A 24,575-nucleotide genomic window follows, 5' to 3' on the forward strand; every position below is an offset into this window, starting at 1 on the left:
GGTGTTTCAGAATGGGAGCAAGTATGCGATTCCCGAGTATTTAAGTCAACTATAAGACCTAGTACTTTAGTCAGGAATACCCGCAAAAAGGGCGCGCGAATAATAGCAGGACGGGGGCGGATGGAACAGCGGGAACAGGGTCAAGCCCCCAACCTCAAGACCAATGGAGATCAAATGTGGGAGCTGGCTTGCCTGCGATAGCGGTTTGCCAGCCAGCCTATCCGGCACTGACTCGCCGCCATCGCAGGCAAGCCAGCCCCCACAGGGATCGCGACCGGCTCAAGAGTCAGCCGGCTTTGGTAGCGCTTTCGCTCTTGATCTCGGCGAAGTCTTCGGTGCGCAGCTCAGGCAGGTCCTTGGCGCAGTAGCTGCTGCCCAGGTCTTTCAAGGCGCCACACATGCCGTCCAGCTTGCCATCCACCGCCTGCAGGTGGTCGAGCAACTGGCCGATGGCACGCGCCACCGGGTCGGGCATGTCTTCGCTGACGCCATAGGCATCGAAGCCAATCTTCTCGGCCATGGCCTTGCGCTTGGCCTCCTGCTCATCACCGACTTCCGGCTTGACGATGATCCGCCCCGGAATGCCGACAACGGTTGCGCCAGGCGGCACAGCCTTGGTCACCACGGCGTTGGAGCCGACCTTGGCACCCGCACCCACGGTAAACGGACCGAGCACCTTGGCACCCGCCCCCACGACAACGCCATCTTCCAGTGTTGGATGGCGCTTACCCTTGTTCCAGGTGGTACCGCCCAGGGTCACACCCTGATACAGGGTTACGTCATCACCAATCTCGGCAGTTTCACCAATAACGATGCCCATGCCGTGGTCGATAAAGAAGCGGCGGCCGACCTTGGCGCCCGGATGAATCTCGATCCCGGTCAACCAGCGGCCAAAGTTCGACACCAACCGCGCCAGCCATTTCCAGCCCATATTCCACAAGGCGCCAGACAGGCGATGGATCCAGATCGCGTGCATACCCGGGTAGCAGGTCAGCACTTCAAAGGCGTTGCGCGCCGCCGGATCACGGTGGAAAACACTCTGGATATCTTCTCGCAAACGCTCGAACATTTTTAATCCTTCCGCTTAAGAAGCTCACCACGGGCCGCTTTCTGGGTTTCCGTGAGGATGCCACGCAATATATTCATTTCTGCCCGGCTGACCGAGCTGCGTCCGTATAACCGGCGCAGGCGCGCCATCAAGTGCCGCGGTTTTTCCGGATCAAGGAATTCGATGGCCACCAGGGTTTGCTCCAGGTGCTCATAGAATCGTTCCAGCTCGTCCATGGTGGCCAGTTCGCCACTCTTGGTCGACGCAACCTCGTCCTTCTCTACCTTGCTTGGCTGTCCTTCTGCGGCCAGCCAGGCCATGCGCACTTCATAACTCAACACCTGCACCGCTGCCCCGAGGTTCAGCGAACTGAATTCCGGGTCTGATGGGATGTGCACGTGATAATGACATCGCTGCAACTCGTCATTGGTCAGGCCGGAATCTTCACGGCCGAACACCAAAGCGATTTCAGCGCCGCCGGCAGCCTCTTCCACGACTTTGGTCCCGCATTCGCGAGGATCCAGCAGCGGCCAAGGGATTCGACGGTCGCGAGCGCTGGTGCCGAGCACCTGGTTGCAGCCGACCAGAGCGTCTTCCAGAGTGGCGACGACCTGGGCTTTTTCGAGAATGTCATTGGCGCCGGACGCGCGGGCATCGGCCTCGTGGTGCGGAAACACACGCGGCTCCACCAGCACCAGGCGCGTCAGCCCCATGTTCTTCATGGCTCGCGCCACCCCGCCGATGTTGCCGGGATGACTGGTATTGACGAGGACGACACGGATGTTTTGCAGCAAGGGAGGCGCTCTCGGACACGGGAAAGGGGAGCAAATCTTACAGAACAGCCTAAGGTTATGCCATGAAAGGTAACGTCGTCCTTCACCTGAAGAAAGTTTCTGCTAGAATGCTCGGCTTTCTTTAACAACCTTAGGTGACACATCCATGCAGCCCATGCTGAATATCGCGCTGCGCGCCGCCCGCAGCGCCAGTGAATTGATCTTCCGCTCCATCGAGCGCCTGGATACCATCAAGGTCGACGAAAAAGACGCCAAGGATTACGTATCCGAGGTGGATCGCGCCGCCGAGCAGAAAATCATCGACGCGCTGCGCAAGGCCTACCCTACCCACGGCATCCTCGGTGAAGAAACCGGCCTGCACAAAGGTAGCGGCGAAGGCGAAGACTACCTGTGGATCATCGACCCACTGGATGGCACCACCAACTTCCTGCGCGGCATCCCGCACTTTGCTGTGAGCATTGCCTGCAAATACCGTGGCCGCCTGGAGCACGCCGTTGTTCTGGACCCGGTTCGCCAGGAAGAATTCACCGCCAGCCGTGGCCGTGGCGCCCAACTGAACGGTCGCCGCCTGCGCGTCAGCGGTCGTACCAGCCTCGACGGCGCCCTGCTGGGTACCGGCTTCCCGTTCCGTGACGACCAGATGGACAACCTGGAAAACTACCTGGGCATGTTCCGCGCCCTGGTTGGCCAGACCGCCGGCATCCGCCGCGCCGGCGCAGCCAGCCTGGACCTGGCCTATGTCGCTGCCGGTCGCTTTGATGCGTTCTGGGAGTCGGGCCTGTCCGAGTGGGATATGGCTGCAGGCGCACTGCTGATTCAAGAAGCCGGCGGCCTGGTGAGCGACTTCACCGGTGGTCACGACTTCCTTGAGAAAGGCCATGTGGTTGCCGGCAACACCAAGTGCTTCAAGGCAGTACTGACGGCGATCCAGCCGCACCTGCCGGCTTCGCTGAAGCGCTAATCGAGCGAGCATAAAAAAGCACCCCTAGGGGTGCTTTTTTTGTACCTGAAATTACTGCTGCGGCTGGTTCTGACCAATAACCAGACGCCCTTCCTTGTCGACCGGGATCTGGTTGCCTGGATCGCGATCCATGCGCACAGAGCCTTCCTTGCCGTCCAGGGTGTAACGCACGTCGTACCCGACAACCTTGTCACTGATGTCGTTAACGGTGTTACAGCGGGTTTGCGTGGTGGTGTAGGTATCGCGGTTCTGCATACCTTCCTGAACCTTGTTACCGGCATAACCGCCGCCGACCGCACCGGCCACCGTGGCCAGCTTCTTGCCATTACCGCCGCCGACCTGATTACCCAACAGGCCGCCCGCCAGCGCACCGACCACCGTACCGACGATCTGATGCTGATCCTGCACAGGCTTCTGCCGGGTTACGGCAACGTCCTTGCAGACTTCACGCGGGGTTTTAATCTGGGTTTTCACCGGCTGCACCGCCAGCACTTGCGCATACTCAGGGCCGCTTTTTACCAGGCTGTAGGTGGCAACAGCACCCCCGGCAGTCACACCGACAGCACCCAATACCGCACCAACCAGTAACGACTTGTTCACGTGAACCTCCTGACCATCACAAACGGACCGAACGATCCGCGCTATACCCAGCCTTGGAGCAAAAAAAAAGGCGCGAGTTCAATACTCGCGCCTTCTTTGTAACAGCAGATCAACAAACACCCATCAAGGGCGGTCGTCGACCTCCTTGCCGGTGCTGGCAGGAGGGATCAGGTCTTCGCTGTTGAGGTTCAGCCAGATCAGTACCACGTTGGCGATGTAGATCGACGAGTAAGTACCCGCCAGTACGCCGATGAAAAGCGACAGCGAGAAGCCCCACAGGTTGTCGCCACCGAACACCATCAGCGCGGCAATCGCCAGCAAGGTGGAGATCGAGGTCGCCATGGTGCGCAGCAGGGTCTGGGTGGTGGAGATGTTGATGTTCTCGATCAACGTCGCCTTGCGCAGTACCCGGAAGTTCTCACGAACCCGGTCGAATACCACGATGGTGTCGTTGAGGGAGTAACCAATGATCGCCAGCACCGCCGCCAATACCGTCAGGTCGAAGGTGATCTGGAAGTAGGCCAGGATGCCCACAGTCACGATCACGTCGTGGATCAGCGACACAATGGCGCCGACACCGAACTTCCACTGAAAGCGGAAAGCCAGGTAGATCATGATGCCAACCAGCGCCATCAGCATGCCGAGGCCGCCCTGGTCGCGCAGCTCTTCACCTACTTGCGGGCCCACGAACTCGACGCGCTTGACCGACGCCGGGTTGTCACCGCCGACCTTCTGCAAGGCCTCGGCTACCTGGTGACCCAGTTGCGGGTCTTCGCCCGGCATCCGCACCAGCAGGTCGGTGGTTGCACCAAAGCTCTGCACGATGGCTTCGTGATAGCCGGCCTTGACCAGCTCGTTGCGCACCAGGCTAACGTCGGCCGGTTTCTCGTAGGTCAGCTCGATGAGCGTACCGCCGGTGAAGTCCAGACCGTAGTTCAAGCCCTTATGGAACCAGCTGAACAACGCCAGAACGGTAAGGAGCATGGTGAAGCCGAACGCAACGTTGCGAACGCCCATGAAGTTGATTGTACGTAACATGGCAGCCCCTTAAATCCACAACTTCTTGAAGTCACGTCCGCCAAAGATCAGGTTGACCATTGCGCGGGTCACCATGATGGCCGTGAACATCGAGGTAAAGATACCGAGGGACATGGTCACCGCAAACCCTTTGACCGGGCCGGTGCCCATGGCAAAGAGAATCCCGCCGACCAACAGAGTGGTCAGGTTGGAGTCGAGAATCGCGGTAAATGCCCGGCCGAAGCCTTCGTTGATTGCCCGTTGCACGGTCATGCCCGCCGCGATCTCTTCACGAATCCGCGAGAAGATCAGTACGTTGGCGTCTACCGCCATACCCATGGTGAGTACGATACCCGCGATACCTGGCAGGGTCAGCGTTGCACCCAGCAGCGACATCAGGGCCAACAGCATCACCATGTTGCCCGCCAGCGCGACGGTAGCGATGATGCCGAAGAAGCGGTAGATGGCGATGATGAACAGGGAAACGAACAGCATGCCCCACAGTGCAGCGTCGATACCCTTGGTGATGTTGTCAGCACCCAGGCTCGGGCCGATGGTGCGTTCTTCAGCGAAGTACATCGGGGCCGCCAGGCCACCGGCACGCAGCAGCAGCGCCAGTTCGGACGACTCACCCTGGCCGTTCAGGCCAGTGATGCGGAATTGAGCACCCAGCGGCGACTGGATAGTCGCCAGGCTGATGATCTTCTTCTCTTCTTTAAAGGTTTGTACCGGAACGTCTTTCTCGACGCCGTCGACCACTTGCTTGGTGTAGGTGGTGACCGGACGTTGTTCGATGAAGATCACCGCCATGCTGCGACCGACGTTGCTGCGGGTTGCGCGGCTCATCAGTTCGCCGCCGTGGCCATCCAGGCGGATGTTCACTTCAGGCGTACCGTGCTCGCCGAAACCGGCCTTGGCGTCGGTCACCTGGTCACCGGTGATGATCAAGCCACGCTCGATCAGTGCAGGCGGACGGTTGCCTTCACGGAACTCGAACTCTTCGGCAGTGGCGCGGGTAGCACCCGGCTCAGCCGCCAGGCGGAATTCCAGGTTGGCGGTTTTACCCAGGATACGCTTGGCTTCAGCGGTGTCCTGCACGCCCGGCAGTTCAACCACGATGCGGTTGGCACCCTGACGCTGAACGATCGGCTCGGCCACACCCAGCTCGTTGACGCGGTTACGTACCGTGGTCAAGTTCTGCTTGATGGAGTATTCACGGATTTCCGCCAGCTTGGCCGGGGTCATCGCCAGACGCAGTACCGCCTGACCATTGAGGTCGGCCGGAACAATGTCGAAATCGTTGAAGTTCTTGCGGATCAGTGCACGGGCCTGTTCGCGGGTTGCTTCGTCAGCAAAACCCAACTGGATGGCACCGTTGAGCTGCGGCAGGCTGCGATAACGCAGGCGCTCTTTACGCAGCAGGCTCTTCACATCGCCTTCGTAGACTTTCAGGCGAGCGTCGAGGGCCTTGTCCATGTCCACTTCCAGCAGGAAGTGCACACCACCGGACAAGTCCAGACCCAGCTTCATCGGGTGTGCGCCAATCGCGCGCAGCCATTTTGGCGTGGTCTGTGCCAGGTTCAGCGCGACGACGTAGTCATCACCCATGACCTTGCGCACAACGTCTTTGGCCGGCAATTGGTCTTCTTGCTTGGTCAGGCGCAACAAGCCGCCCTTCGCATCAGCAGCCAAACTTGCCGCTTTAACCTGGATCCCCGCGTCGGTGAGCGCTTTGCTCGCACGGTCCAGATCAGCCTGATTGACCTGCAGCGCAGTGCTGGCGCCAGTGATCTGGATCGCCGGGTCATCAGGATAGAGATTGGGAGCGGAATAAATAAAACCGATCGCCAGCACCGCCAGGATCAGTACGTATTTCCACAGAGGGTATTTGTTCAGCATCACGCCGCCCGCTTATAACGCGGGGCGCCTTGCGCGCCCCGTCGATTGGTAAAGGTTGTTACTCAGATCGCTTTGAGCGTGCCTTTTGGCAGCGTGGCGGCGATGGCGCCCTTCTGGAACTTCATTTCTACGGTGTCGGAGACTTCCAGCACCACGAAAGCGTCGGACACTTTAGTGATCTTGCCGGCGATGCCGCCAGTGGTCACGACTTCGTCGCCTTTCTGCAAGCTGCCCAGCAGGTTCTTCTGCTCTTTGGCGCGCTTGGCCTGTGGACGCCAGATCATCAGGTAGAAGATGACCAGGAAGCCGACCAGGAAAATCCACTCAAAACCACCGCCCATAGGACCGGCAGCGGCCGGTGCAGCGGCATCAGCCATGGCATTAGAGATAAAAAAGCTCATTTAGCACTCCAGTTGCAAATAGTGAATCTTAGGGTCGGAAAACTCAGTCCAAGGGCGGCACAGGCAGCCCGCGCTTGGCATAGAAGGCATCGACGAAGGCGGCCAATGTACCCTGTTGAATAGCCTCGCGCAAACCAGCCATCAGGACTTGGTAGTGACGCAAATTGTGGATGGTATTCAACATGCTACCCAGCATTTCCCCACACTTGTCCAGATGATGCAGATAAGCGCGCGAGAAGTTCTGGCAGGTGTAGCAGTCACAGGTGGGATCCAGCGGCGATTCATCATGGCGATGGAACGCGTTACGGATCTTCAGCACGCCTGTATCGATGAACAGATGCCCATTGCGGGCATTACGGGTTGGCATCACGCAATCGAACATGTCCACACCGCGGCGCACACCCTCTACGAGATCTTCCGGTTTGCCAACGCCCATAAGGTAACGAGGTTTGTCAGCCGGCATCAAGCCCGGCAGGTAGTCCAGCACTTTGATCATCTCGTGCTTGGGCTCGCCCACCGACAAACCGCCGATGGCCAGGCCGTCGAAGCCGATCTTGTCCAGACCTTCCAGCGAGCGCTTGCGCAAGCTTTCATGCATGCCGCCCTGCACGATACCGAACAGGGCAGCGGTGTTATCGCCATGGGCATTTTTTGAGCGCTGGGCCCAACGCAACGAAAGCTCCATCGACACCCGTGCCACGTCTTCATCGGCCGGGTACGGCGTGCATTCGTCGAAAATCATCACGATGTCGGAGCCCAGGTCGCGCTGGACCTGCATCGATTCTTCCGGGCCCATGAACACCTTGGCGCCGTCGACCGGGGAGGCGAAGGTCACGCCCTCCTCCTTGATCTTGCGCATGGCGCCCAGGCTGAACACCTGGAAGCCACCGGAGTCGGTCAGGATCGGGCCTTTCCACTGCATGAAATCGTGCAGGTCGCCGTGCTTCTTGATCACTTCCGTGCCCGGGCGCAGCCACAGGTGGAAGGTGTTACCCAGGATGATCTCGGCGCCAGTGGCGACGATGTCACGCGGCAGCATGCCTTTTACGGTGCCGTAGGTGCCGACCGGCATAAAGGCCGGGGTCTCGACGGTACCGCGAGGGAAAGTCAAACGGCCGCGGCGAGCTTTACCATCCGTGGCCAGCAATTCAAACGACATACGACTCATGATTGTTCCTCTGGGCCGCGCGGCGCCGGATTACGGGTGATAAACATCGCATCACCGTAGCTGAAAAAACGGTATCCATGCTCGATAGCGGCTTTATAGGCGGCCATGGCTTCGGGATAACCTGCGAACGCCGACACCAGCATCAACAGCGTGGATTCCGGCAAATGGAAATTGGTGACCAGGCAATCGACCACATGGAACGGCCGGCCCGGGTAGATAAAGATATCGGTGTCGCCACTGAACGGCTTGAGCACGCCATCGCGCGCCGCGCTTTCCAGCGAACGCACGCTGGTGGTACCGACCGCCACCACACGCCCGCCGCGCGCCTTGCACGCATTGACCGCATCCACCACTTCCTGGCTGACTTCCAGCCATTCGCTGTGCATGTGATGGTCTTCGATGTTATCCACACGCACCGGCTGAAACGTGCCGGCCCCCACGTGCAGGGTCACAAAGGCGGATTCGATGCCCTTGGCGGCAATCGCTTCCAGCAGCGGCTGATCGAAATGCAGCCCCGCCGTCGGGGCAGCCACCGCGCCCAGGCGCTCGGAATACACCGTCTGGTAGCGCTCGCGGTCCGAGTCTTCGTCCGGGCGGTCTATATAAGGAGGCAACGGCATGTGGCCGACGCGCTCCAGCAGCGGCAACACTTCCTCGGCAAAGCCCAGCTCGAACAACGCATCGTGACGGGCGAGCATCTCAGCTTCGCCACCGCCATCAATGAGAATCTTCGAACCCGGTTTAGGCGACTTGCTGGAGCGCACATGGGCCAGCACGCGATGGCTGTCCAGCACCCGCTCCACCAGAATTTCCAGCTTGCCGCCGGAGGCTTTCTTGCCAAAAAGGCGAGCCGGAATCACCCGGGTATTGTTAAACACCATCAAGTCGCCCGGGCGTAAATGCTCAAGCAAATCAGTGAATTGACGGTGTGCGAGGGCACCACTGACCCCGTCCAGGGTCAGCAGTCGACTGGCGCGACGCTCGGCCAAAGGATGGCGAGCGATCAGCGAATCAGGGAGCTCAAAAGTAAAGTCAGCAACGCGCATGATGGGGTTCGTCTAGCAGGGCCGGGAAGTCTAGCGGAAATAGTGAAAATTGACCATGAAACGTGATTGACCAACGGTAATCTCATCTCTATACTTCGCCGCCATTGAGCCCTGATGGCGGAATTGGTAGACGCGGCGGATTCAAAATCCGTTTTCGAAAGGAGTGGGAGTTCGAGTCTCCCTCGGGGCACCATCTTAAAAAAAGACCTTGAAATTCAAGGTCTTTTTTTTCGCCTGCAGGAAAGTGATGATGGGCGGGCGAACGCGAGAAAAGAGGAACCCTGACCGTGGAACTGACACTGGAAGCTGTAGCGCTTTTTGCTCTCAAGTTGGTATATGAGACAGAAGGCGCGAGCCCGATTCTGCGGGACGACCTGGTCATGGACGGCTATGAACGGGAAGTGTTTGGCTTGCTGGTGCGCCAGGGCGATGTGAGCGCTATCCAGCAGAAGATCGACGAGTGCCTGGCGTTGGCCCTCGAATCCCTGGGCGGCGCTCACACCGTGATGGGCCGCGAGCTGCAACGGCTCGCGGTGGATGTGCGCCAAGCGACGACACTCGAAGCACTCAATGCCCCGCTAAACGCACTCAAGGATTACCTGAAGGCGATCCTTTAACGCCTGCCTTCGACCGCCATGCGTACGGCCAGGCCCATCAGCACCGAGCCCATCAACCAGCGCTGTACGGTTTGCCAGACCGGTTTGCGGATGAAAAATCCCGCGATCGAGCCCGCCATAAGAGCGATCAGCCCATTGACGCTCACACTGATCATGATCTGCGTAAAGCCCAGCACCAGGGATTGCGAGAGCACGCTGGCGTGGCCGTTAGGGTCAATGAACTGAGGCAGCAACGACAAATACATCACCGCCACTTTGGGATTCAGCAGGTTGGTGACAAAGCCCATCATGAACAGCTTGCGTGGGCTGTCCTTTGGCAAATCCCGCACCTGAAACGGCGAGCGACCACCCGGCTTGACCGCCTGCCAGGCGAGGTACACCAGATACAACGCCCCGCCGAGCCGCAGCGCGTCGTAGGCATAGGGAACCGCCATCACCAACGCGGTGATACCCAATGCCGCGCAGAACATATAGACGACAAAACCCATCGCAACGCCGCCCAAGGAAATCAGCCCGGCCACTCGCCCCTGGCAGATCGACCGCGAAATGAGGTAAATCATGTTCGGACCGGGCGTCAGCACCATCCCGAGCGAGATCAGGCCATAGGCAAGCAGGCTGGACAGTTCGGGCATGGTGCGGCTCCTTGAGTTTTGTTCGGGCGGCGTTATTGGCGCCATGGTAGGGCGATAAAAGACAGGCCGTTAGATACAGATCCGCGAGCAAAACGTCATACACCGGCGCGGGCGTTTAGCGCACCACCCACCCAAGGAAAGGCACATGATCGACTTCAACAACAAAGGCTTCTTCAAGCTCAAGCAAAACAACGAATACGCCGAACGCGTATCGTCCCTGTTGCTGGATGATGAGCAGGTGATCGATTCCTACAAGGCCATGCGCGACGGCGTGGTGTTCACCACCAAGCGCATCATCGCGGTGAACGTGCAAGGGATTACCGGCAGCAAGAAAGACTTCACGTCCCTGCCGTACAAAAACATCGTCGCGTATTCGGTGGAAACGTCCGGGACGTTTGACCTGGATTCGGAACTGGAGATTTACTTTTCGGCGGTGGGGAAAGTGAAGTTTGAGTTCACGGGGAAGACGTCGATTGTGGAGATATCGAAGGTGATTTCCAGGCATGTGCTTTGAGCCAATACGAAAACTCCGCTTGTAAGGACTTCCCACTATGGGCCCGAAAACCGCAGAGCTAATCGATGTGCTTGGGGATCTTGCCACCCTGCTGGAAAGCGACGGGGACAATCACTGGAGCCGCTGGATGCGTAAGGCCAAAACCTTATTGCAAGCATCCGATTACTCCGGAATCACCTATTTGCGCTCTGCATACGGCGGAATGGGTTCGTTCAATGACCTCGTTCTTGGACAAAGCAGCGAAGGCGGCGTTTTTTCCTGGAAGCCGGGATACAAAGAGTTAAACGACCGGTTGGACGAGTTACGCAACAAAGCTGCTCAATTGAGCACGGAGATACAGCGCTCTCAACGAGAGTAAGTGTACTTGGCTCAATGTAGCGATTGATAAAGTGACATTTCCCACACCTCCCATCGAACAACGAGAATTTCAGGTTCTTCTCAGCTCTCATAGGCTCGCTTCCTTGCACAGGGAAGTGAGTCGTCATGACAGAGCGCGCGTATCCGATTACCGAAGAAGAGCAGCTGAAGCGGCGAATTCTGGCTCCGCAGCCTAAGCAGATTCCGTATTCACCGTTCATTGATTTGTATGAAGCGCCTCCTGCGCCATCGCCTGAACCTGCAAGGATTCCAGGCCAGGTATTCGCCAAGTCGTGCCAACTGCCCGACGGGATAGTCAGCTACAACAACGCCACCGGTTATGTGCCGCTTGAGCTGATCAAAGACTACGGTCATTTCACGCTGTTAGGCGGGCGCGAGGTGGATAGCCACGGCGGTGTGGCCCTAAGGAAAATCAGTGGTCGTGCCCTACCCGTGGGGCTTGGCCAGCTTGTGCTGCGTACAGCGGTATTGGAGTCCGCGGCTACGGCGGTCGGTGCCGCAGCCGGGAGTTTGCTTGCAGGGCTGGTGGTGCTGGCATGGCCATCGGAGCTTGGCGACAGTGCGCTCTATAGCGAAGAGCAGCTTCGTAACCTGCCAAAAGCCCGCGCTCGGATGCGTTTGCATATCGAGCAACGCGCCGACGGGACGCTGAAGGGGTATGGGTTTTATACCGGCAAAAACGCCGACTGGCAGATGATCGATGTGGTGCAGTTTCAGAGTCGTGACAGCCAGTTTGTGGCGGATCTTGGCGAGGGTGTGGAGCTGATTTGGACGCCGGCCATTGATCCTGGCGACACCCTTGGCATTCCGGCATTGGAGGCTGCGCCGCAAGCGCCGGTTATGTGGATCTATCCGCCGACTGAGGCGGCCAAGCAGATTTTGGTGAATCCGATTTATCCGCCGGAATACCGGGATTTTATTCTGGTGTTCCCGGTGGAGTCGGGGGTTCGGCCGCTGTACGTGGTGGTTAACGAACCACGAAAGGGCATGAAAAACCCGGACCACGATTATTTTCCGGCCCCCCCAAGCAGCTGACATAACTGGCTTTCCAGGCCTGATAGACCAAAGGCCCGTGACACCAAGGAAAGGCGGGAGCGGCTTACGGGAGCGTTGGATAGATGCTAAAGGGAGGAAGATATTTGAGTGGAACTCCAAGAAAGGCAAATTAGAAGTCTATCGAAACAGTGACCTTGTCCACCTAGGCGCATTCGATCCCTACACTGGTGAGCGCCGAGGTCGAGCAAAACCCGAACGCCGCATATACAGATAAAGTGGAAAACACATCATGGTTATGAAAGTCAGATTGCGTTGGTACGACAAGCACAGCAATTACGTGAAGGCAGATGAATATTCGGCAGATTTTGATAATGCGGAGAGCTTTTTTGAAACGCTAGGGTTAGGTCAAGAAACAGCGATATATGCAGACGTGTTCAATGTTCTCCCAAGCTGGATAGCGATTATCCAACCGCATTTCCAGCACGCAATTGAACCCGCGAACTTCGATTACCAAATCTCCTTCAGTTACCAAGGTACATGGCCACCTCAAGCCTCCAGGCAGCCATAAAGGACCCCAATGAAAAAGCCTCCTCTCTACCGCTCAGTCAACACCCGAACGTACAACGTGCGTCACGGAAGCTGCCGCACCTATAGGCAACAACGCCATAGCAAAAACGAAAAGAGCTCCACCCTAAGCCGTGGTTCGATGCACAGCCATCACCGGCACGGCTTCGATTACACGCCACTATTCCGGTTTCTTCTGTCCAAGGTCGGCCACCAATGGGATGCGATTTTCAGCGAAGCCAATGCCCGCCTGGACCGCCCGGATCCCGTGTTCTGGATGGTAGCCCTACATGAAAGCGAAAAAAGCGAGTACGTACGAACGGACGAGTCCACCTATTACAGCGGCTTATTCGTCGACGATGCGGGATTGCTACAAAAGGTTAACCCGCAATTGACACCCGCGTTCATGAAGCCGTTTTGTAACTGCTGCACCCACACCTTCAACGGTGTGGTATTCCCACCGGTTCCACCCCACAGGAGCTAAAACTCAACCGCGCACACAACCCACCCACCTCCCGGTTATACAACTCCAACCGCCCCCCAATCCTCCCCACGATCATCTGCACAATCGCCAGCCCCAACCCCGCCCCATTCACATTCCCGCGACTATAAAACCGCTCAAACAACCTTCCAATTTCCCCTTCATCAATCCCCGGCCCCGCATCCTCCACACACAGCTGCACCACGCCCGAATCCGTCCCCCGCACCATCACCCTCACTTCACTCCCCGCCGGCGAGAAATTCAGCGCATTGGTCACCAGGTTCTGCAGCGCAATCGCCAACGCTATCGGGTCCGTTTCAATCCAGCATTCCTCATCCCCTTCCAGCACCAACTCAACGCCTTTCTCCATCGCCAGGGGCGTCAGTTCCGCAAGTTCTTCGCGCACCAACTCCGTCAACGGCACACGCACGCGAACGGTGTTGTTCAACTGCGGCTCGATGCGCGCCATGGTCAGCAGTTGGCTGCCAATACGCGTCGCCCGGTCCACGCCATTGACCAGGAAGTCCAACGCCTCTCGCCGCTGTTCCTCGGTTTCCGCGCTCTGGGCGTTCTGTGCATGAATGCGCAATATCGCCAACGGCGTGCGCAGTTCATGCGCTGCGTCCGCGATAAACCGACGCTCCCGCTCCAGCAGGTCGTCCACCTGCACCAGCAGGCGGTTCAGCGCGGTTTGCATCGGTTCCAGGTCCGTGGGCAATGGCTCAAGCTGCAGCGGTCGCAACGTATTGCTGTCCCGCCCGCGAATGGCCTGGGCCATCGCGCGCAGGGGTTTGAGGCCCCAGCCGATGGTCAGCCAAATCAACAACGCCAGCAGCGGTACGCCAATCAGGATGGGCCAGAGGGTATGGCGGATGATGCGCTGGATCACGTCCTGGCGAATGTCGTCGCGCTCGCCCACCCAAATGAGCAGGCCTTGTTGCATGTCGGCAAGCATGAACGCGCACCAGTCGTTGCCGTTTTCCGTCAGGTCGTGGGGCCCGAGTGTGGTGGGCGGTGTGTTGAGGATCGGTGCATCAGTGGAACGTACGAGCAGTTGACCATCGGGGCGCCATACCTGAAAGGTCAGGCGGGTCTCATAAGGGTGCGCGGCGCCGTCTTCGCCGACGCGGCTCATGGCCTGGTCGAAAGCCTGATAGAGGCGGTCCCAGTCGGCATCGCCGGGGTCGCGCTGGCGCAGTACGCCTTGCAGCAAACGGGCGCTTTGGGCGAGTTGGGCGTCGTAGACTTCTTCGATTTCGTGGTGACTGTCCCGCAGCACCAGCCAACTGATCAGTCCATCACCCAGCAAGATCAGCACCAGCACCGGGATGAGGATGCGCGCGCGCACCGAGTTCATGGCTTGAGCTCCACCACGTAGCCCACGCCGCGCACGGTGCGGATCAGATCGGTGGAGAGTTTTTTGCGCAGGTTGTGGATAAGGACTTCGAGGGTGTTGCTTTCGACGCGGTCCTGCCAGCCGTAAAGCGCGCGGGACAAGCGTTCGCGGGTGACGACTTTGCCGGGGCGCACCATCAGTTGATGGAGCAGTTGATATTCCATCGGCGTCACCACGATGTCCTGGCCCTGATAACTGACTTGTTGGGTCGCCGGGTCGAGGCTCACGCCCGCATGCTCCAGCATTGGCTGCGCGCGGCCCTGGCTGCGACGCAACAAGGCGCGCACACGAGCCTTGAATTCTTCGACGTCAAAGGGTTTGACCAGGTAGTCGTCGGCGCCGGCATCCAGGCCGGCGATACGTTCGGCAGTGTCGTCGCGGGCGGTGAGGATCATCACTGGCAGGTCGTATTGCTCGGCGCGCAGGGTTTGCAGGAGTGTCAGGCCGTCGAGGCGCGGCAGGCCGAGGTCGAGCAGCAGCAGGTCGAAGCTTTCGCTGCGCAACGCATGCAGGGCACTGACGCCGTCTTGCAGCCAGTCCAAGGTGTAGCCTTCGGCGCTGAGGGCCACGCGAATCCCTTGGCCGAGGGCACGGTCATCTTCGACAAGGAGCAGGCGCATAGCTGATTCTCTGGAGTAACGGCGGCATGATGCCGTGTAACCGCCGAGGCTATTTCGAGAAAGATGTTACGGGCCGTTGCCAACTAAGCTTTCGCTAAGGTTGGTTTTGCACAGTGAAATCTCCCACATCTGCTGAGAGCGTTTCCATGCGTAAAATTCTCCTGCTGTCGCTGATTATCGCCAGCCCCCTGGCCATTGCCGGCCCGCAATGCACCACTGCCGAGCGCTCGCAATGGCAGGACCAGAAGGCCTTTCAGGACCAACTCAAAGCCCAGGGCTACGAGATCAGCAAGTTCAAGGTCACCGATGGCAACTGCTACGAGATCTACGGCTTTGACAAGGACAAACGCAAGGTCGAGATCTACCACGATCCAGTCACCGGCAAGGCCGTGAAGACTGAGATCAAGGGCTGATGCCAGCAACCTCCCTGCGCCTCTGGGACCCGGTGGTCAGGGTGTTTCACCTCTCCATCGCCGGCGTCTTTGTGGCCAATTACTTCTTCAACGAAGCAGGCGACGACTGGCATGTGTGGCTGGGCTATTACGCCATGGCCTGGTTGCTGGTGCGGTTGGTGTGGGGATTTGCAGGACCGCGCAGCGCACGCTGGGTAGATTTTTGGCCGACGCCGGAACGACTCAAAAGCCATGTGCGTTCATTGCTCAACCGCCGACCGCAGCACCGCCTGGGCCACTCGCCCATTGGTGCGCTGGTGATGATTCTGATGTTGCTGGCGCTGCTGACGATCGGCGTCAGCGGCTTTTTGATGCAGGAAGTCGATGCCCTGTGGGGCGCCGATTTGCCGCTGCTGTTGCACGAAACCGCCGCCAATGTGCTGGCGGGTCTGGTTGGCGTGCATGTGCTGGCGGCGGTGTTTGAAAGTATCCAGGTGCGGGACAACCTGCCGTTATCCATGCTCACCGGCCGCAGGAGGCGCCTGCCGGATGACCGTGCGCAGTAATCCTTTTCCCGACAGGTTCTCTATGCGCCCGCTATTCATGATCTGCAGCCTGCTAGTGGTATTTTTCGCCGCCTGGCAAAGTCATCCGCCCCACGTGTTGGCGCCGTTTGCCCTGCCCGCCAAGGACACGTCCCAGGCAGCGGCCACCCCGCAATACAGCAGCCGCTTTGTCTCCTCGCAGCTCAATGACTTCGTGCACTCCTCCTCGGTCACCGCCCTGCCCGGCGGCGACCTGATGGCCGTGTGGTTTGCCGGCTCCCGCGAAGGCGCCGCCGATGTACAGGTGCGCACCGCGCGCTTTGACGCGAAAAGCGCCGAGTGGGGCCCGGAGCAGGTACTCGCCACCCGCGAAAGCACGCGCGACGGCACCCACCGTTACATCCGCAAACTGGGCAACCCGGTGATCGCCCTGGCGCCGGACAACCGCCTGTGGATGTTTTACGTCTCGGTGTCGGTAGGCGGCTGGGCCACCAGTGCGATCAATGTGATGGTCTCGGACGACCTCGGCACCCACTGGTCGGCGCCTCGGCAGTTGATCACTTCACCGTTTTTCAACATCAGCACCCTGGTGCGCGCTGCGCCGGTGTTCCATGCCGACGGTTCCATCGGCCTGCCGGTGTACCACGAGTTCATGGGCAAATTCGCCGAGTACCTGTACTTGAGCGCCGACGGTGCGGTGGTCGACAAATTCCGTATCAGCCGTGGGAAAAATTCGCTGCAACCGACCATCGTCCCGCAGGACGGCCAACGCGCCATCGCCATGCTGCGTTACGCCGGCGAAACTCATCACCGGGTGCTCGCCAGCCGTACCGAAGACGCCGGGCAAACCTGGAGCGAGCCTTACCCGCTGGAGCCGTCCAACCCCAACTCCTCGTTGGCGGCCGTCAGTACTGAGGGCGACGGTTTGCTGGTGGCCCTCAACGACCTGCAGGACGGGCGCTTCAAGCTGAGCCTGTACGGCACCGATGCCAACCTCAACCAGTGGCGCACCGTGGTCGAGCTGGACCAGTCCCCCGACCCGCTGGGCCAACCGTTCTCCCCCGAGGCCTACAAGGAAATCATCGGCGAAGGCTTCCGCGAATCCAGCGGCGCCCGCCGTCTGCCGCTGGAGCAACGCTTCCTCAGCAGCCTGGATTACCGGGTGTGCAAACCCCGTGGCTGCGATTTCGAATACGAGTACCCGTACTTCAGCCGCAGCCCGGACGGCATGTACCACCTGGTGTACTCGTGGAATAACACGTTCATCAAACACGTCAGCTTCAACGAAGCCTGGCTGTCGGAGCGCCTGTGATGGTTTCGGTATGGCAAGCGCATTTGAGTTTTGTGCTGTTGGGCTTTGTGCTGCTCAGCCTGTTGCGCGTCACCACACCCTGGCGCCCATGGTTGCTGCCGGTGTTGGTGGTGGTGAGTTTCATCCCGGTCAACGAACTGCCGTTGGCGGCCTATGTGCGCAGCTTCACTGATGACTTGGCCATCAGCACTCTGGTGCTATTGGCGTGGATCAGCCTATGCCGTCTGGGCGTGGTCCAGCCCCTCAAGCGTCCGCAGAAACTCCAGGTGTTGCTGCTGTTTGGCGCTCTGAGCCTGGTGCTTTACCCGGCGACGATGGGCCTGACGTATTTCGACCCCTACCGTTGGGGTTTCAACCCTCGGCCGATGATTGTGCTGATAGGCATCGCCGCAGTGCTGATGCTCTGGCTGCGTAATACCTTGGCCGTGTGGATGCTTGCGGCGGGCACCCTGGCGTTCGCGCTGCGGCTCAAGGCCTCGGAAAACTACTGGGACTATCTGATCGACCCACTGCTGACAGGCTACTGCCTGGTGGCCGGGTTGTGGATGCTGGCGATGGCCGCCTGGCGCCCTCTTATACAACTGCACAGAGGTCAATGATGGGATGGCTGCACTCGCGCCGCCTGCGCTACGGCGTGGGCGCGATCGGTTTGGTATTTACGCTGCTGGCGGCACTGCGGCTGGTGTTTGTACTCGGGTTTTCCGGGGTCGACCTCAAGGAACCCGCACTGCTGGAAACCTTCGGGATCGGCCTGCGTTTCGACCTGCGCCTGGCGGTGCTGATCCTGTTGCCCCTGGCCCTGCTCGCCTGGCTACCGCGCTGGAACCTGCTGACCGTCCCCGCCTTGCGCTGGCTCGCGCGGGGTTATCTGCTGGTGGCGCTGGCCGTCGTCGGGCTGGTGTACATCATCGACTTCGGCCACTACGCCTACCTCGGTGTGCGCATCAACGCCACGGTGCTGCGTTACCTGGAGGATGCGCAGATTTCCCAACAGATGGTGTGGGAAACCTACCCGGTGCTGTGGATAACCTTGAGTTGGCTTACGGCCGTCAGCCTGTGGACCTACGCGCTGGTTCGCCTCGAACGCATCACCCTGGACGGCGAACACAAACCCTTCGGCAAGCTGGCCCTTGCATCAGTGGCCACTGTCGGTGTGATTGTGGTCTTGCTCGCCTTGCTCGGCCGCGTGGCCAACCTCAATCTCGAAAACCCGGTGCCCCTGCGCTGGAGCGATGCGTTCTTTTCCGGCAATAACCAGATCGCCGCCGTGGGCCTCAACCCGGTGCTGTTTTTGTACGACACCCTCAAGGTCGGCCAGTCGCAGTTCGATGAAGGCAAGGTGCGTGAGCACTACCCGCAAGTCGCGAATTACCTGGGGGTCAGCCAACCCGATCCCCAGCAACTGAGCTTCGCCCGCGAACAAGCCGTGCAGCCTTACCGGCTTAAAGGCGATCGCCCGCCAAACGTGATCTTCGTGATGCTCGAATCCCTCGGCACCAGCGCCGTGGGCGCCTACGGCAACCCGCTGAACCCCACGCCGAATCTCGACAAGCTGGCGCAAGAAAGCTGGTTCTTCAAACACTTCTACGTGCCCGTCACCGGCACCGCCAAGACCGTGTGGGCGAGCATCACCGGCGTGCCCGACGTCACCCGCCGGGAGACCGCCACCCGCAACCCGCTGATCACCCGGCAACACACGCTGATCAACGCCTTCGAGAATTATCAGAAGCTCTACATGATCGGCGGCAATGCCGGCTGGGCGAACATCAACGCGCTGATCCGCCAGAGCATCGACGGCGTGAAGCTCTACGACGAAAGCCACTGGCGTTCGCCACGGGTGGACGTGTGGGGCGTGTCCGACCTGGACCTGTTCAAGGAAGGCGACGAGCTGCTGCGCGCCATTCCCAAGGACCAGCCGTTCTTCGCCTACCTGCAAACCTCCGGCAACCACCGCCCGTTCACCATCCCCAAAGACAACGATGGTTTCATGGTGCACGACCTCACCGTGGAGCAAGTCCAGGCTGCAGGCAGTCGCAGCGTCGAGCAATACAACGCCGTTCGCCTGCTGGATTTCAACATCGGCCGCCTGATGGAAATCGCCAAGGCCGGCGGTTACTACGACAACACCATCTTCGTGTTCTTCGGCGACCACAACACCCGCATCAGCCAGATCCCGCACATGGCGCCAGCGTTCGAACAGCTTGGCTTGGAAAGCAACAACGTACCGATGATGATCCATGCACCCGGCCTGGAACCCCGGGTGATCGAAGAAGCGGTCGGACTGGCGGACTTGCTGCCCACGGTCGCCGGCATGGCGGGCATTGCGTTCCGCAATGGCGCCATGGGCCGCGATATCCAGCAGCCTGCGCCGGAAGGCGAGCGGGTGGTGCCGCTGGTACTGCGCGAGGGCACGTTCCCGCTGATCGGCGGCGTGACCAAAGACTTCCTGCTGCAGATGGAACACGACGGCAGTTCGCCGACCCTGCACGACCTGGCGTCGCAAACGCCGAGGGACGATGTAGCCCAGCAGTATCCCGAGGAGTTTCAGCGGTTGCAGGGGCTGACTCGGGGCCTGCATGAAAGTGCACGGTTGATGTTGTTCAGAAACGTTCGTTAAAGGTACCCCGCGGCTGGGCCTTACTATCGGCCCAGCCAATCCATCCCCCCAATCTATCGATTTGAGGTCCCTCTCACCGTCCCCGACTATGGCGCCACTTCCAATAACAAAAACCAGGAACCCGCCATGACTGCCCGATTCCACAACCCGGTAGACACCCGCTTCGGCTGGGGCTGCCTGCAAGAACTTGCCGCCCTCACCGAAGGCCAGCGCGTCGCCCTCGTGACCTTCCCTGAAGCCCGTGGGCTCGGTTTGGTAGACCGCATCCAGGCCCTGCTGGGTGACCGCCTCGTGTATGTGATCGAAGATGTGCAGCCCAACCCCGACGTGGCTCAACTGCGCGACACGTACGAGCGCTTCTGGCAGCAGGCCGGTGATTGTCAGGTGGTGGTCGCCGTTGGCGGCGGCAGTGCGATCGATACGGCCAAGGCGCTGATCGTCGGCACCGAGTCGGGGGATTTTGACGAATTGCTGGCGCTGCTGGCCACCGGCAAACCTTTCGTGCCGGCCCGCCACAAGCAATTGATTGCCGCACCGACCACCGCCGGCACCGGCAGCGAAGTCACGCCATGGGCGACGATCTGGGATTCCGCCAGCCTCAAGAAATACTCGCTGCACCTGGACTGCACCTGGCCGAAAGTGGCGATCATCGACCCGCAGTTGATGCTGACGGTACCGGGTGGCGTCACCGTCTCTACCGGCCTGGATGCCTTGTCCCATGCACTGGAGTCGATCTGGAATATCAACGCCAACCCGGTCTCGGACACCTTCGCCATCTCCGCCATCGAAGACATCCTGGAATGCCTGCCGCGCTTGCGGCGTGATCTCGGCAATCAGGAATTACGCTCACGGATGGCGTTGGCGGCACTGAAAGCCGGCCTGGCCTTTTCCAATACCAAGACCGCCCTCGCCCACTCCATCTCCTACGAGATGACCCTGCACCACGGCCTGCCACACGGCATCGCCTGTTCCTTCACCTTGCCGCTGGTGCTGGGCCTGGCGTGGGGGCATGACGCCGCGCGGGACCGCACCCTGCAGCGGGTATTCGGCACCGACCTGCACCAGGCCCAGGCGCAGTTGCGCGACTTCCTCCACAGCCTGGACGTGAAGACCGAATTTGCCGACTACGGCGTGAATGCCAGCGAAGCCGACGCGATGATCCGCTTCGCCCTGCAAGGCGCACGCGGCAAGAACTTCATCGGCGCGCAAGCGGCCTAGACTCACCGTAATTCGGTCGTTTCCTGTTGCACCTATCAAGAGTGCCCCCCTGCGGCTGCGGTCGCCGGGGCGAATAACAATAAGGAAAACATCATGAATCGTGCACACGTGCTGCCTGTTCCTGCCGTCCGTACCTCGTCTTTCCGTGTTGCCCAGTGGCGCATGCTGCTGGCGGCGATGTTTTGTTATCTGTTTTTCTATACCGGTCGCCAGACCTTCGGTTTTGCCATCCCCGGGATCCAGGCCGAGTTCGGCCTGACCAAGGAAACCCTCGGCTGGGCCTCGGCCGCCATGCTCTGGGCCTATGCGATTGGACAGGCCATCAACGGCAACCTCGCCGACAAGTTCGGCGGGCGGCGCATCATGACCCTGGGCGCGGTGCTGTCCTGCGGGGCCAACTGGGTCACCAGTTTCGCCAGCGGCTTTGCCGGGCTGATCCTGCCGTGGGGCATCAACGGTTACTTCCAGGCCCTCGGTTGGGCGCCCGGCAGCCGGCTGATTTCCAATTGGTGGAGCGCCGGTGAGCGCGGCAAGGTGTACGGCTTTTATGTGTTCGCCGCCGGATGCGCCTCGGTCCTGTCGTATGTGACCTCGATCGTGGTGCTGGAAGTGTTTCAACTGGAGTGGCGCTGGATCTTCCGCCTGCCGGTACTCTTGATGCTGGCAGGCGGCATCATCTTCTATCTGGTAGCCCGGGAACGGCCTCAGGACCTGGGCTTCGAACCCCTGGCCGATACCGGCGTGGCCAACGCCGAAGACAAGAATCATGAAGTGGCCCACGGCGAAGTCGAAACCTCGGCACAGCGCTACAAGGCTGTCCTGAAAAACCCGCGCCTGATCATCGCCGCCCTCTCCCTGGGCTTCCAGAACGCTGCCCGCTACGGGCTGATCGTCTGGGTGCCGGTGCACTTCCTGGGCGCCAACTGGAAAAGCGGCGACAGCATGATCGATCCGAAGTGGATCACCGTGGCCCTGCCGGTGGGCATGGCCATCGGCGCCCTGAGCAATGGTTGGGTCTCGGACAAGCTGTTCGGCTCCAAACGCTACCTGGCGATCATGCTCTACATGTTCCTCGGTGCCGCCACCAGCCTGTGGATGTGGAGCCTGCCACCCCACAGCGCAATCGGTCTGGTGGCATTGTTCCTTTGCGGGTTCTTTGTGTACGGGCCGGCATCGAGTTTCTGGGCGCTGTGCCCGGACCTGGTCGGCGCCAAGCGTGCGGGTACGGCCACCGGCGTGATGAACTTCTCATCCTATCTGTTCGCCGGCCTGGCGGAACCGCTGATCGGCAGTATGCTCGACAGTACCGGCAATACCTCGCTGATCTTCATCGTCGTGACCTCGGCCTGCCTGTGCAGCGCGGCGGTGGCGTTGTTTATCCGACGTTGATGACCGGCCCGGCGGACCTCAGGAACAGGACTTTTTATGTACCAGTACCACAAGTGGCTGCGCTCGTTTCATGCGGTGGCGAAGACCGGCAGTTTCACCCTCGCCGCCGAGTACCTGAGCGTCGGCCAGCCGACGGTCAGCGAGCAGGTCAACGGTTTGGAGAAGCAGTTCTCGGTGGAGTTGTTCCACCGTCGCGGGCGGTTTATCGAGATGAGTGCGGCCGGGCACGCCCTTTACGGGATCACCCAGGGGCTGTTCGGCCAGGAGGATGAAGCCATGCAACTGCTGCAGAGTTTCAAGCAGCGCAAGACAGGGTTGTTGCGCCTGGGCGCGGTGTCGCCGCCGATTGCGATGAACCTGACTTACGAACTGATGCAGCGCCACCCGGACATCGAACTGGAAACCTCGTTTTCCCCGGAAAAGGAAACCCTGGACCGGCTCTTCAACTTCGATATCGACGTGGCAATCCTGGCCCTCTCGGAATTCGACCAGCGCTTCGATACCCAGCTGTACCGGCGCTATCCGATTATTGCGGTGGTGCGCGATGACCACCCATGGGCGCAACAGAAAGAGGTGCACGTGGAACAGATCAGCCGCGAAAAGTGGGTGATGCGCGAGAAAAGCTCACGCACCCGGCAACTGGTGGAAGAAAGCTGCAAGCGCCAGGGAATTGCCGTGAACTGCGTGATGCAGTTGAACAGTCGTGAAGCCATCGTGCACGCCATCACCAAGGGCATCGGCATCGGCTTTGTGTCCGCCGTGGAATACGCCGAAACCCCGGGCACCACGCCGATCACCTTCGTCGACCATCCGTTTTTCATCGACTACCACTTGTGTTGCCTGGGCATCCGGCGCAACCGACCGATGATCGCGGAGCTGTTCGAGGCCAGCCCGATCCCGGCCACCTGATCGCCTTACCCGTTTAAACCCTCACCAGGCGCTTACCTCTTCTTCGGCAGAGGGACGGCCTGCTCACACCTGAAAATGGAGACTTGCCATGCACTACCAACAACCTTCCAAGCTGCAAGCCGTGGTCCTGGATTGGGCCGGCACCGTTGTCGACTTCGGCTCCTTCGCCCCCACGCAGATTTTTGTCGAGGCGTTCGGCGAGTTCGGCGTTGCCGTGTCACTGGAGGAAGCACGCGGCCCGATGGGCATGGGCAAGTGGGATCACATCCGCACCTTGTGCAACCTGCCGCAGATTGCCGAGCGTTATCGGGCGGTGTTTGATCGACTGCCCACCGACGAGGACGTCACGGCCCTCTACGAACGCTTCATGCCGTTGCAGATCGAGAAAATCGCACTGCATTCAGCGGTCATTCCCGGCGCCCTTGAGGCAATCAAAACCCTGCGTGGCCAAGGCTTGAAGATTGGCTCCTGCTCGGGCTATCCGGCGGTGGTGATGGCCAAGGTGGTCGAGCTGGCACGGCAGAATGGCTACGTCGCCGACCATGTGGTGGCGACTGACGAAGTGCCCAACGGGCGTCCGCATCCGGCGCAGGCGTTGGCCAACGTGATTGCGCTGGGCATCAGTGATGTGGCCGCCTGCGTGAAGGTCGACGACACCTGGCCCGGGATTCTGGAAGGCCGCAGCGCTGGCATGTGGACGGTGGCGTTGACCTGTTCGGGCAACGCCCTGGGCTTGACCTACGAGCAATACAAGGCTCTGCCCGCTGCTGAGTTGGCGCTGGAGCGTGCGCGCATCGCCCAGATGTTCGAAGGCTCCCGGCCGCATTACCTGATCGACACCATCGTCGAACTGCCGGCGGTGATCGACGATATCAATGCGCGTTTGGCGCGCGGGGAAACACCGCAGGGTTCTTGATAAGGCGACAGAGCAAGCGGGTGGTGCCATTGGCCTCCAGGGAAGGCACCTTCCCGCTGATCGGCAGCGTAATGAAGGACTTTGCGCTGCAAATTGAGCACGGCGGCAGCTCGCTCATCCTGCGCGACCTGGCCAATAATGGTGG

Annotated in this window: 26 protein-coding genes, 1 tRNA gene and 2 pseudogenes; 18 read left to right on the forward strand and 11 right to left on the reverse strand. The window is 60.0% G+C overall.

Features of this window, described 5'->3' with window-relative positions; translation table 11 throughout:
• Window positions 1-286: 286 nt before the first annotated feature.
• Window positions 287-1,069: a serine O-acetyltransferase gene (gene cysE / locus MUM_RS0131080; protein WP_010176870.1), complete on the reverse strand. Its 783-nt coding sequence runs from the start codon at window positions 1,067-1,069 to the stop codon at window positions 287-289.
• 2 nt (window positions 1,070-1,071) lie between these two features.
• A complete protein-coding gene (gene trmJ, locus MUM_RS0131085; protein ID WP_010176871.1) occupies window positions 1,072-1,842 on the reverse strand; it encodes a tRNA (cytosine(32)/uridine(32)-2'-O)-methyltransferase TrmJ in 771 nt (256 codons plus the stop codon).
• 145 nt (window positions 1,843-1,987) lie between these two features.
• Here trmJ and suhB point away from each other — a divergent pair, with 145 nt between their 5' ends.
• Window positions 1,988-2,803, forward strand: coding sequence for a type III secretion system regulator SuhB (gene suhB / locus MUM_RS0131090; protein ID WP_003175971.1), 816 nt, complete (start codon window positions 1,988-1,990; stop codon window positions 2,801-2,803).
• Window positions 2,804-2,854: 51 nt separating this feature from the next.
• On the opposite strand, the gene MUM_RS0131095 is transcribed toward suhB, so the two are convergent.
• The 6 genes from MUM_RS0131095 to queA all read right to left on the reverse strand — a co-directional run bounded on the left by MUM_RS0131095 (window position 2,855) and on the right by queA (window position 8,934).
• Window positions 2,855-3,403: a glycine zipper 2TM domain-containing protein gene (locus MUM_RS0131095; RefSeq protein WP_003210309.1), complete on the reverse strand. Its 549-nt coding sequence runs from the start codon at window positions 3,401-3,403 to the stop codon at window positions 2,855-2,857.
• A 123-nt stretch (window positions 3,404-3,526) separates the two neighbouring features.
• The gene (gene secF, locus MUM_RS0131100; protein ID WP_003210311.1) at window positions 3,527-4,441 is read right to left on the reverse strand and encodes a protein translocase subunit SecF; all 915 of its coding nucleotides are present in this window, start codon (window positions 4,439-4,441) and stop codon (window positions 3,527-3,529) included.
• 9 nt (window positions 4,442-4,450) lie between these two features.
• On the reverse strand, window positions 4,451-6,319 hold the full coding sequence (secD, locus tag MUM_RS0131105; protein WP_010176872.1) for a protein translocase subunit SecD: 1,869 nt from the start codon (window positions 6,317-6,319) through the stop codon (window positions 4,451-4,453).
• 62 nt (window positions 6,320-6,381) lie between these two features.
• Complete coding sequence (gene yajC / locus MUM_RS0131110) at window positions 6,382-6,720, reverse strand: preprotein translocase subunit YajC (protein ID WP_003175975.1); 339 nt, start codon at window positions 6,718-6,720, stop codon at window positions 6,382-6,384.
• A gap of 43 nt (window positions 6,721-6,763) precedes the next feature.
• On the reverse strand, window positions 6,764-7,879 hold the full coding sequence (gene tgt, locus MUM_RS0131115) for a tRNA guanosine(34) transglycosylase Tgt (protein ID WP_010176873.1): 1,116 nt from the start codon (window positions 7,877-7,879) through the stop codon (window positions 6,764-6,766).
• Between the two features lie 5 nt (window positions 7,880-7,884).
• Window positions 7,885-8,934 carry a tRNA preQ1(34) S-adenosylmethionine ribosyltransferase-isomerase QueA gene (gene queA / locus MUM_RS0131120; RefSeq protein WP_010176874.1) on the reverse strand — a complete coding sequence of 350 codons (1,050 nt, stop codon included), beginning with the start codon at window positions 8,932-8,934 and terminating at the stop codon, window positions 7,885-7,887.
• A 108-nt stretch (window positions 8,935-9,042) separates the two neighbouring features.
• Here queA and MUM_RS0131125 point away from each other — a divergent pair.
• Both MUM_RS0131125 and MUM_RS0131130 read left to right on the forward strand, forming a co-directional pair.
• Window positions 9,043-9,127: transfer RNA gene (locus MUM_RS0131125), tRNA-Leu, on the forward strand.
• A gap of 94 nt (window positions 9,128-9,221) precedes the next feature.
• Window positions 9,222-9,551: a hypothetical protein gene (locus tag MUM_RS0131130; protein ID WP_010176875.1), complete on the forward strand. Its 330-nt coding sequence runs from the start codon at window positions 9,222-9,224 to the stop codon at window positions 9,549-9,551.
• Here the strand turns inward: MUM_RS0131130 and MUM_RS0131135 are convergent.
• The gene (locus MUM_RS0131135; protein WP_003210319.1) at window positions 9,548-10,183 is read right to left on the reverse strand and encodes a LysE family translocator; all 636 of its coding nucleotides are present in this window, start codon (window positions 10,181-10,183) and stop codon (window positions 9,548-9,550) included. The genes MUM_RS0131130 and MUM_RS0131135 overlap by 4 nt on opposite strands.
• Before the next feature lie 145 nt (window positions 10,184-10,328).
• Between MUM_RS0131135 and MUM_RS0131140 the strand changes: the two genes are divergently transcribed.
• From MUM_RS0131140 to MUM_RS1000000133760, 5 genes and pseudogenes are all read left to right on the forward strand, one after another.
• On the forward strand, window positions 10,329-10,697 hold the full coding sequence (locus MUM_RS0131140) for a PH domain-containing protein (protein ID WP_010176876.1): 369 nt from the start codon (window positions 10,329-10,331) through the stop codon (window positions 10,695-10,697).
• Window positions 10,698-10,734: 37 nt separating this feature from the next.
• Window positions 10,735-11,055 (forward strand): DUF6966 domain-containing protein, encoded by a 321-nt coding sequence (locus MUM_RS0131145; protein ID WP_010176877.1) that lies wholly within the window; start codon window positions 10,735-10,737, stop codon window positions 11,053-11,055.
• A gap of 125 nt (window positions 11,056-11,180) precedes the next feature.
• A pseudogene (locus MUM_RS01000000132785) lies at window positions 11,181-12,345 on the forward strand (S-type pyocin domain-containing protein).
• A 15-nt stretch (window positions 12,346-12,360) separates the two neighbouring features.
• Complete coding sequence (locus MUM_RS0131155) at window positions 12,361-12,639, forward strand: colicin E3-like toxin immunity protein (RefSeq protein WP_010176879.1); 279 nt, start codon at window positions 12,361-12,363, stop codon at window positions 12,637-12,639.
• 9 nt (window positions 12,640-12,648) lie between these two features.
• Window positions 12,649-13,119 (forward strand): hypothetical protein, encoded by a 471-nt coding sequence (locus tag MUM_RS1000000133760; RefSeq protein ID WP_081480153.1) that lies wholly within the window; start codon window positions 12,649-12,651, stop codon window positions 13,117-13,119.
• On the opposite strand, the gene MUM_RS0131160 is transcribed toward MUM_RS1000000133760, so the two are convergent.
• Complete coding sequence (locus MUM_RS0131160) at window positions 13,076-14,473, reverse strand: sensor histidine kinase (RefSeq protein ID WP_010176880.1); 1,398 nt, start codon at window positions 14,471-14,473, stop codon at window positions 13,076-13,078. The genes MUM_RS1000000133760 and MUM_RS0131160 overlap by 44 nt on opposite strands.
• A complete protein-coding gene (locus MUM_RS0131165; protein ID WP_010176881.1) occupies window positions 14,470-15,132 on the reverse strand; it encodes a response regulator in 663 nt (220 codons plus the stop codon). The genes MUM_RS0131160 and MUM_RS0131165 overlap by 4 nt, the downstream gene beginning before the upstream one ends.
• Window positions 15,133-15,278: 146 nt before the next feature.
• Between MUM_RS0131165 and MUM_RS0131170 the strand changes: the two genes are divergently transcribed.
• From MUM_RS0131170 to MUM_RS1000000135120, 10 genes and pseudogenes are all read left to right on the forward strand, one after another.
• Complete coding sequence (locus MUM_RS0131170) at window positions 15,279-15,545, forward strand: PepSY domain-containing protein (RefSeq protein WP_010176882.1); 267 nt, start codon at window positions 15,279-15,281, stop codon at window positions 15,543-15,545.
• On the forward strand, window positions 15,545-16,090 hold the full coding sequence (locus MUM_RS0131175) for a cytochrome b/b6 domain-containing protein (protein WP_010176883.1): 546 nt from the start codon (window positions 15,545-15,547) through the stop codon (window positions 16,088-16,090). Before MUM_RS0131170 ends, MUM_RS0131175 begins: the two co-directional genes overlap by 1 nt.
• A 37-nt stretch (window positions 16,091-16,127) precedes the next feature.
• A complete protein-coding gene (locus tag MUM_RS0131180; RefSeq protein WP_010176884.1) occupies window positions 16,128-17,381 on the forward strand; it encodes an exo-alpha-sialidase in 1,254 nt (417 codons plus the stop codon).
• Entirely contained in the window at window positions 17,381-17,980 is a 600-nt protein-coding gene (locus MUM_RS0131185; protein WP_010176885.1) for a hypothetical protein, read from the forward strand. The genes MUM_RS0131180 and MUM_RS0131185 overlap by 1 nt, the downstream gene beginning before the upstream one ends.
• Window positions 17,980-19,998 carry an LTA synthase family protein gene (locus tag MUM_RS0131190; RefSeq protein WP_010176886.1) on the forward strand — a complete coding sequence of 673 codons (2,019 nt, stop codon included), beginning with the start codon at window positions 17,980-17,982 and terminating at the stop codon, window positions 19,996-19,998. Before MUM_RS0131185 ends, MUM_RS0131190 begins: the two co-directional genes overlap by 1 nt.
• A 126-nt stretch (window positions 19,999-20,124) precedes the next feature.
• Complete coding sequence (gene psrA, locus MUM_RS0131195; RefSeq protein ID WP_010176887.1) at window positions 20,125-21,216, forward strand: iron-containing alcohol dehydrogenase PsrA; 1,092 nt, start codon at window positions 20,125-20,127, stop codon at window positions 21,214-21,216.
• Between the two features lie 93 nt (window positions 21,217-21,309).
• A complete protein-coding gene (locus MUM_RS0131200) occupies window positions 21,310-22,605 on the forward strand; it encodes an MFS transporter (RefSeq protein WP_010176888.1) in 1,296 nt (431 codons plus the stop codon).
• Window positions 22,606-22,641: 36 nt separating this feature from the next.
• Window positions 22,642-23,514 carry a LysR substrate-binding domain-containing protein gene (locus MUM_RS0131205; RefSeq protein ID WP_010176889.1) on the forward strand — a complete coding sequence of 291 codons (873 nt, stop codon included), beginning with the start codon at window positions 22,642-22,644 and terminating at the stop codon, window positions 23,512-23,514.
• Between the two features lie 88 nt (window positions 23,515-23,602).
• Window positions 23,603-24,430, forward strand: a complete 828-nt coding sequence (gene phnX / locus MUM_RS0131210) for a phosphonoacetaldehyde hydrolase (RefSeq protein WP_010176890.1) — start codon at window positions 23,603-23,605, stop codon at window positions 24,428-24,430.
• Window positions 24,431-24,438: 8 nt separating this feature from the next.
• A pseudogene (locus MUM_RS1000000135120) lies at window positions 24,439-24,567 on the forward strand (sulfatase); the annotation flags it as partial.
• Window positions 24,568-24,575 lie beyond the last annotated feature (8 nt).

The sequence above is a fragment of the Pseudomonas sp. PAMC 25886 genome, assembly GCF_000242655.1.
Classification (GTDB): Bacteria; Pseudomonadota; Gammaproteobacteria; order Pseudomonadales; family Pseudomonadaceae; genus Aquipseudomonas.

Coding starts and splice junctions, on each gene's coding strand:
- phnX (WP_010176890.1), top strand. CDS start 23,603: ATGCACTACCAACAACCTTCCAAGCTGCAAGCCGTGGTCCTGGATTGG.
- MUM_RS0131205 (WP_010176889.1), top strand. CDS start 22,642: ATGTACCAGTACCACAAGTGGCTGCGCTCGTTTCATGCGGTGGCGAAG.
- secD (WP_010176872.1), bottom strand. CDS start 6,319: ATGCTGAACAAATACCCTCTGTGGAAATACGTACTGATCCTGGCGGTG.
- MUM_RS1000000133760 (WP_081480153.1), top strand. CDS start 12,649: ATGAAAAAGCCTCCTCTCTACCGCTCAGTCAACACCCGAACGTACAAC.
- MUM_RS0131170 (WP_010176882.1), top strand. CDS start 15,279: ATGCGTAAAATTCTCCTGCTGTCGCTGATTATCGCCAGCCCCCTGGCC.
- psrA (WP_010176887.1), top strand. CDS start 20,125: ATGACTGCCCGATTCCACAACCCGGTAGACACCCGCTTCGGCTGGGGC.
- MUM_RS0131180 (WP_010176884.1), top strand. CDS start 16,128: ATGATCTGCAGCCTGCTAGTGGTATTTTTCGCCGCCTGGCAAAGTCAT.
- suhB (WP_003175971.1), top strand. CDS start 1,988: ATGCAGCCCATGCTGAATATCGCGCTGCGCGCCGCCCGCAGCGCCAGT.
- MUM_RS0131185 (WP_010176885.1), top strand. CDS start 17,381: ATGGTTTCGGTATGGCAAGCGCATTTGAGTTTTGTGCTGTTGGGCTTT.
- MUM_RS0131155 (WP_010176879.1), top strand. CDS start 12,361: ATGGTTATGAAAGTCAGATTGCGTTGGTACGACAAGCACAGCAATTAC.
- queA (WP_010176874.1), bottom strand. CDS start 8,934: ATGCGCGTTGCTGACTTTACTTTTGAGCTCCCTGATTCGCTGATCGCT.
- MUM_RS0131140 (WP_010176876.1), top strand. CDS start 10,329: ATGATCGACTTCAACAACAAAGGCTTCTTCAAGCTCAAGCAAAACAAC.
- MUM_RS0131135 (WP_003210319.1), bottom strand. CDS start 10,183: ATGCCCGAACTGTCCAGCCTGCTTGCCTATGGCCTGATCTCGCTCGGG.
- MUM_RS0131145 (WP_010176877.1), top strand. CDS start 10,735: ATGGGCCCGAAAACCGCAGAGCTAATCGATGTGCTTGGGGATCTTGCC.
- MUM_RS0131160 (WP_010176880.1), bottom strand. CDS start 14,473: ATGAACTCGGTGCGCGCGCGCATCCTCATCCCGGTGCTGGTGCTGATC.
- secF (WP_003210311.1), bottom strand. CDS start 4,441: ATGTTACGTACAATCAACTTCATGGGCGTTCGCAACGTTGCGTTCGGC.
- yajC (WP_003175975.1), bottom strand. CDS start 6,720: ATGAGCTTTTTTATCTCTAATGCCATGGCTGATGCCGCTGCACCGGCC.
- tgt (WP_010176873.1), bottom strand. CDS start 7,879: ATGTCGTTTGAATTGCTGGCCACGGATGGTAAAGCTCGCCGCGGCCGT.
- MUM_RS0131175 (WP_010176883.1), top strand. CDS start 15,545: ATGCCAGCAACCTCCCTGCGCCTCTGGGACCCGGTGGTCAGGGTGTTT.
- cysE (WP_010176870.1), bottom strand. CDS start 1,069: ATGTTCGAGCGTTTGCGAGAAGATATCCAGAGTGTTTTCCACCGTGAT.
- MUM_RS0131165 (WP_010176881.1), bottom strand. CDS start 15,132: ATGCGCCTGCTCCTTGTCGAAGATGACCGTGCCCTCGGCCAAGGGATT.
- MUM_RS0131200 (WP_010176888.1), top strand. CDS start 21,310: ATGAATCGTGCACACGTGCTGCCTGTTCCTGCCGTCCGTACCTCGTCT.
- MUM_RS0131190 (WP_010176886.1), top strand. CDS start 17,980: ATGGGATGGCTGCACTCGCGCCGCCTGCGCTACGGCGTGGGCGCGATC.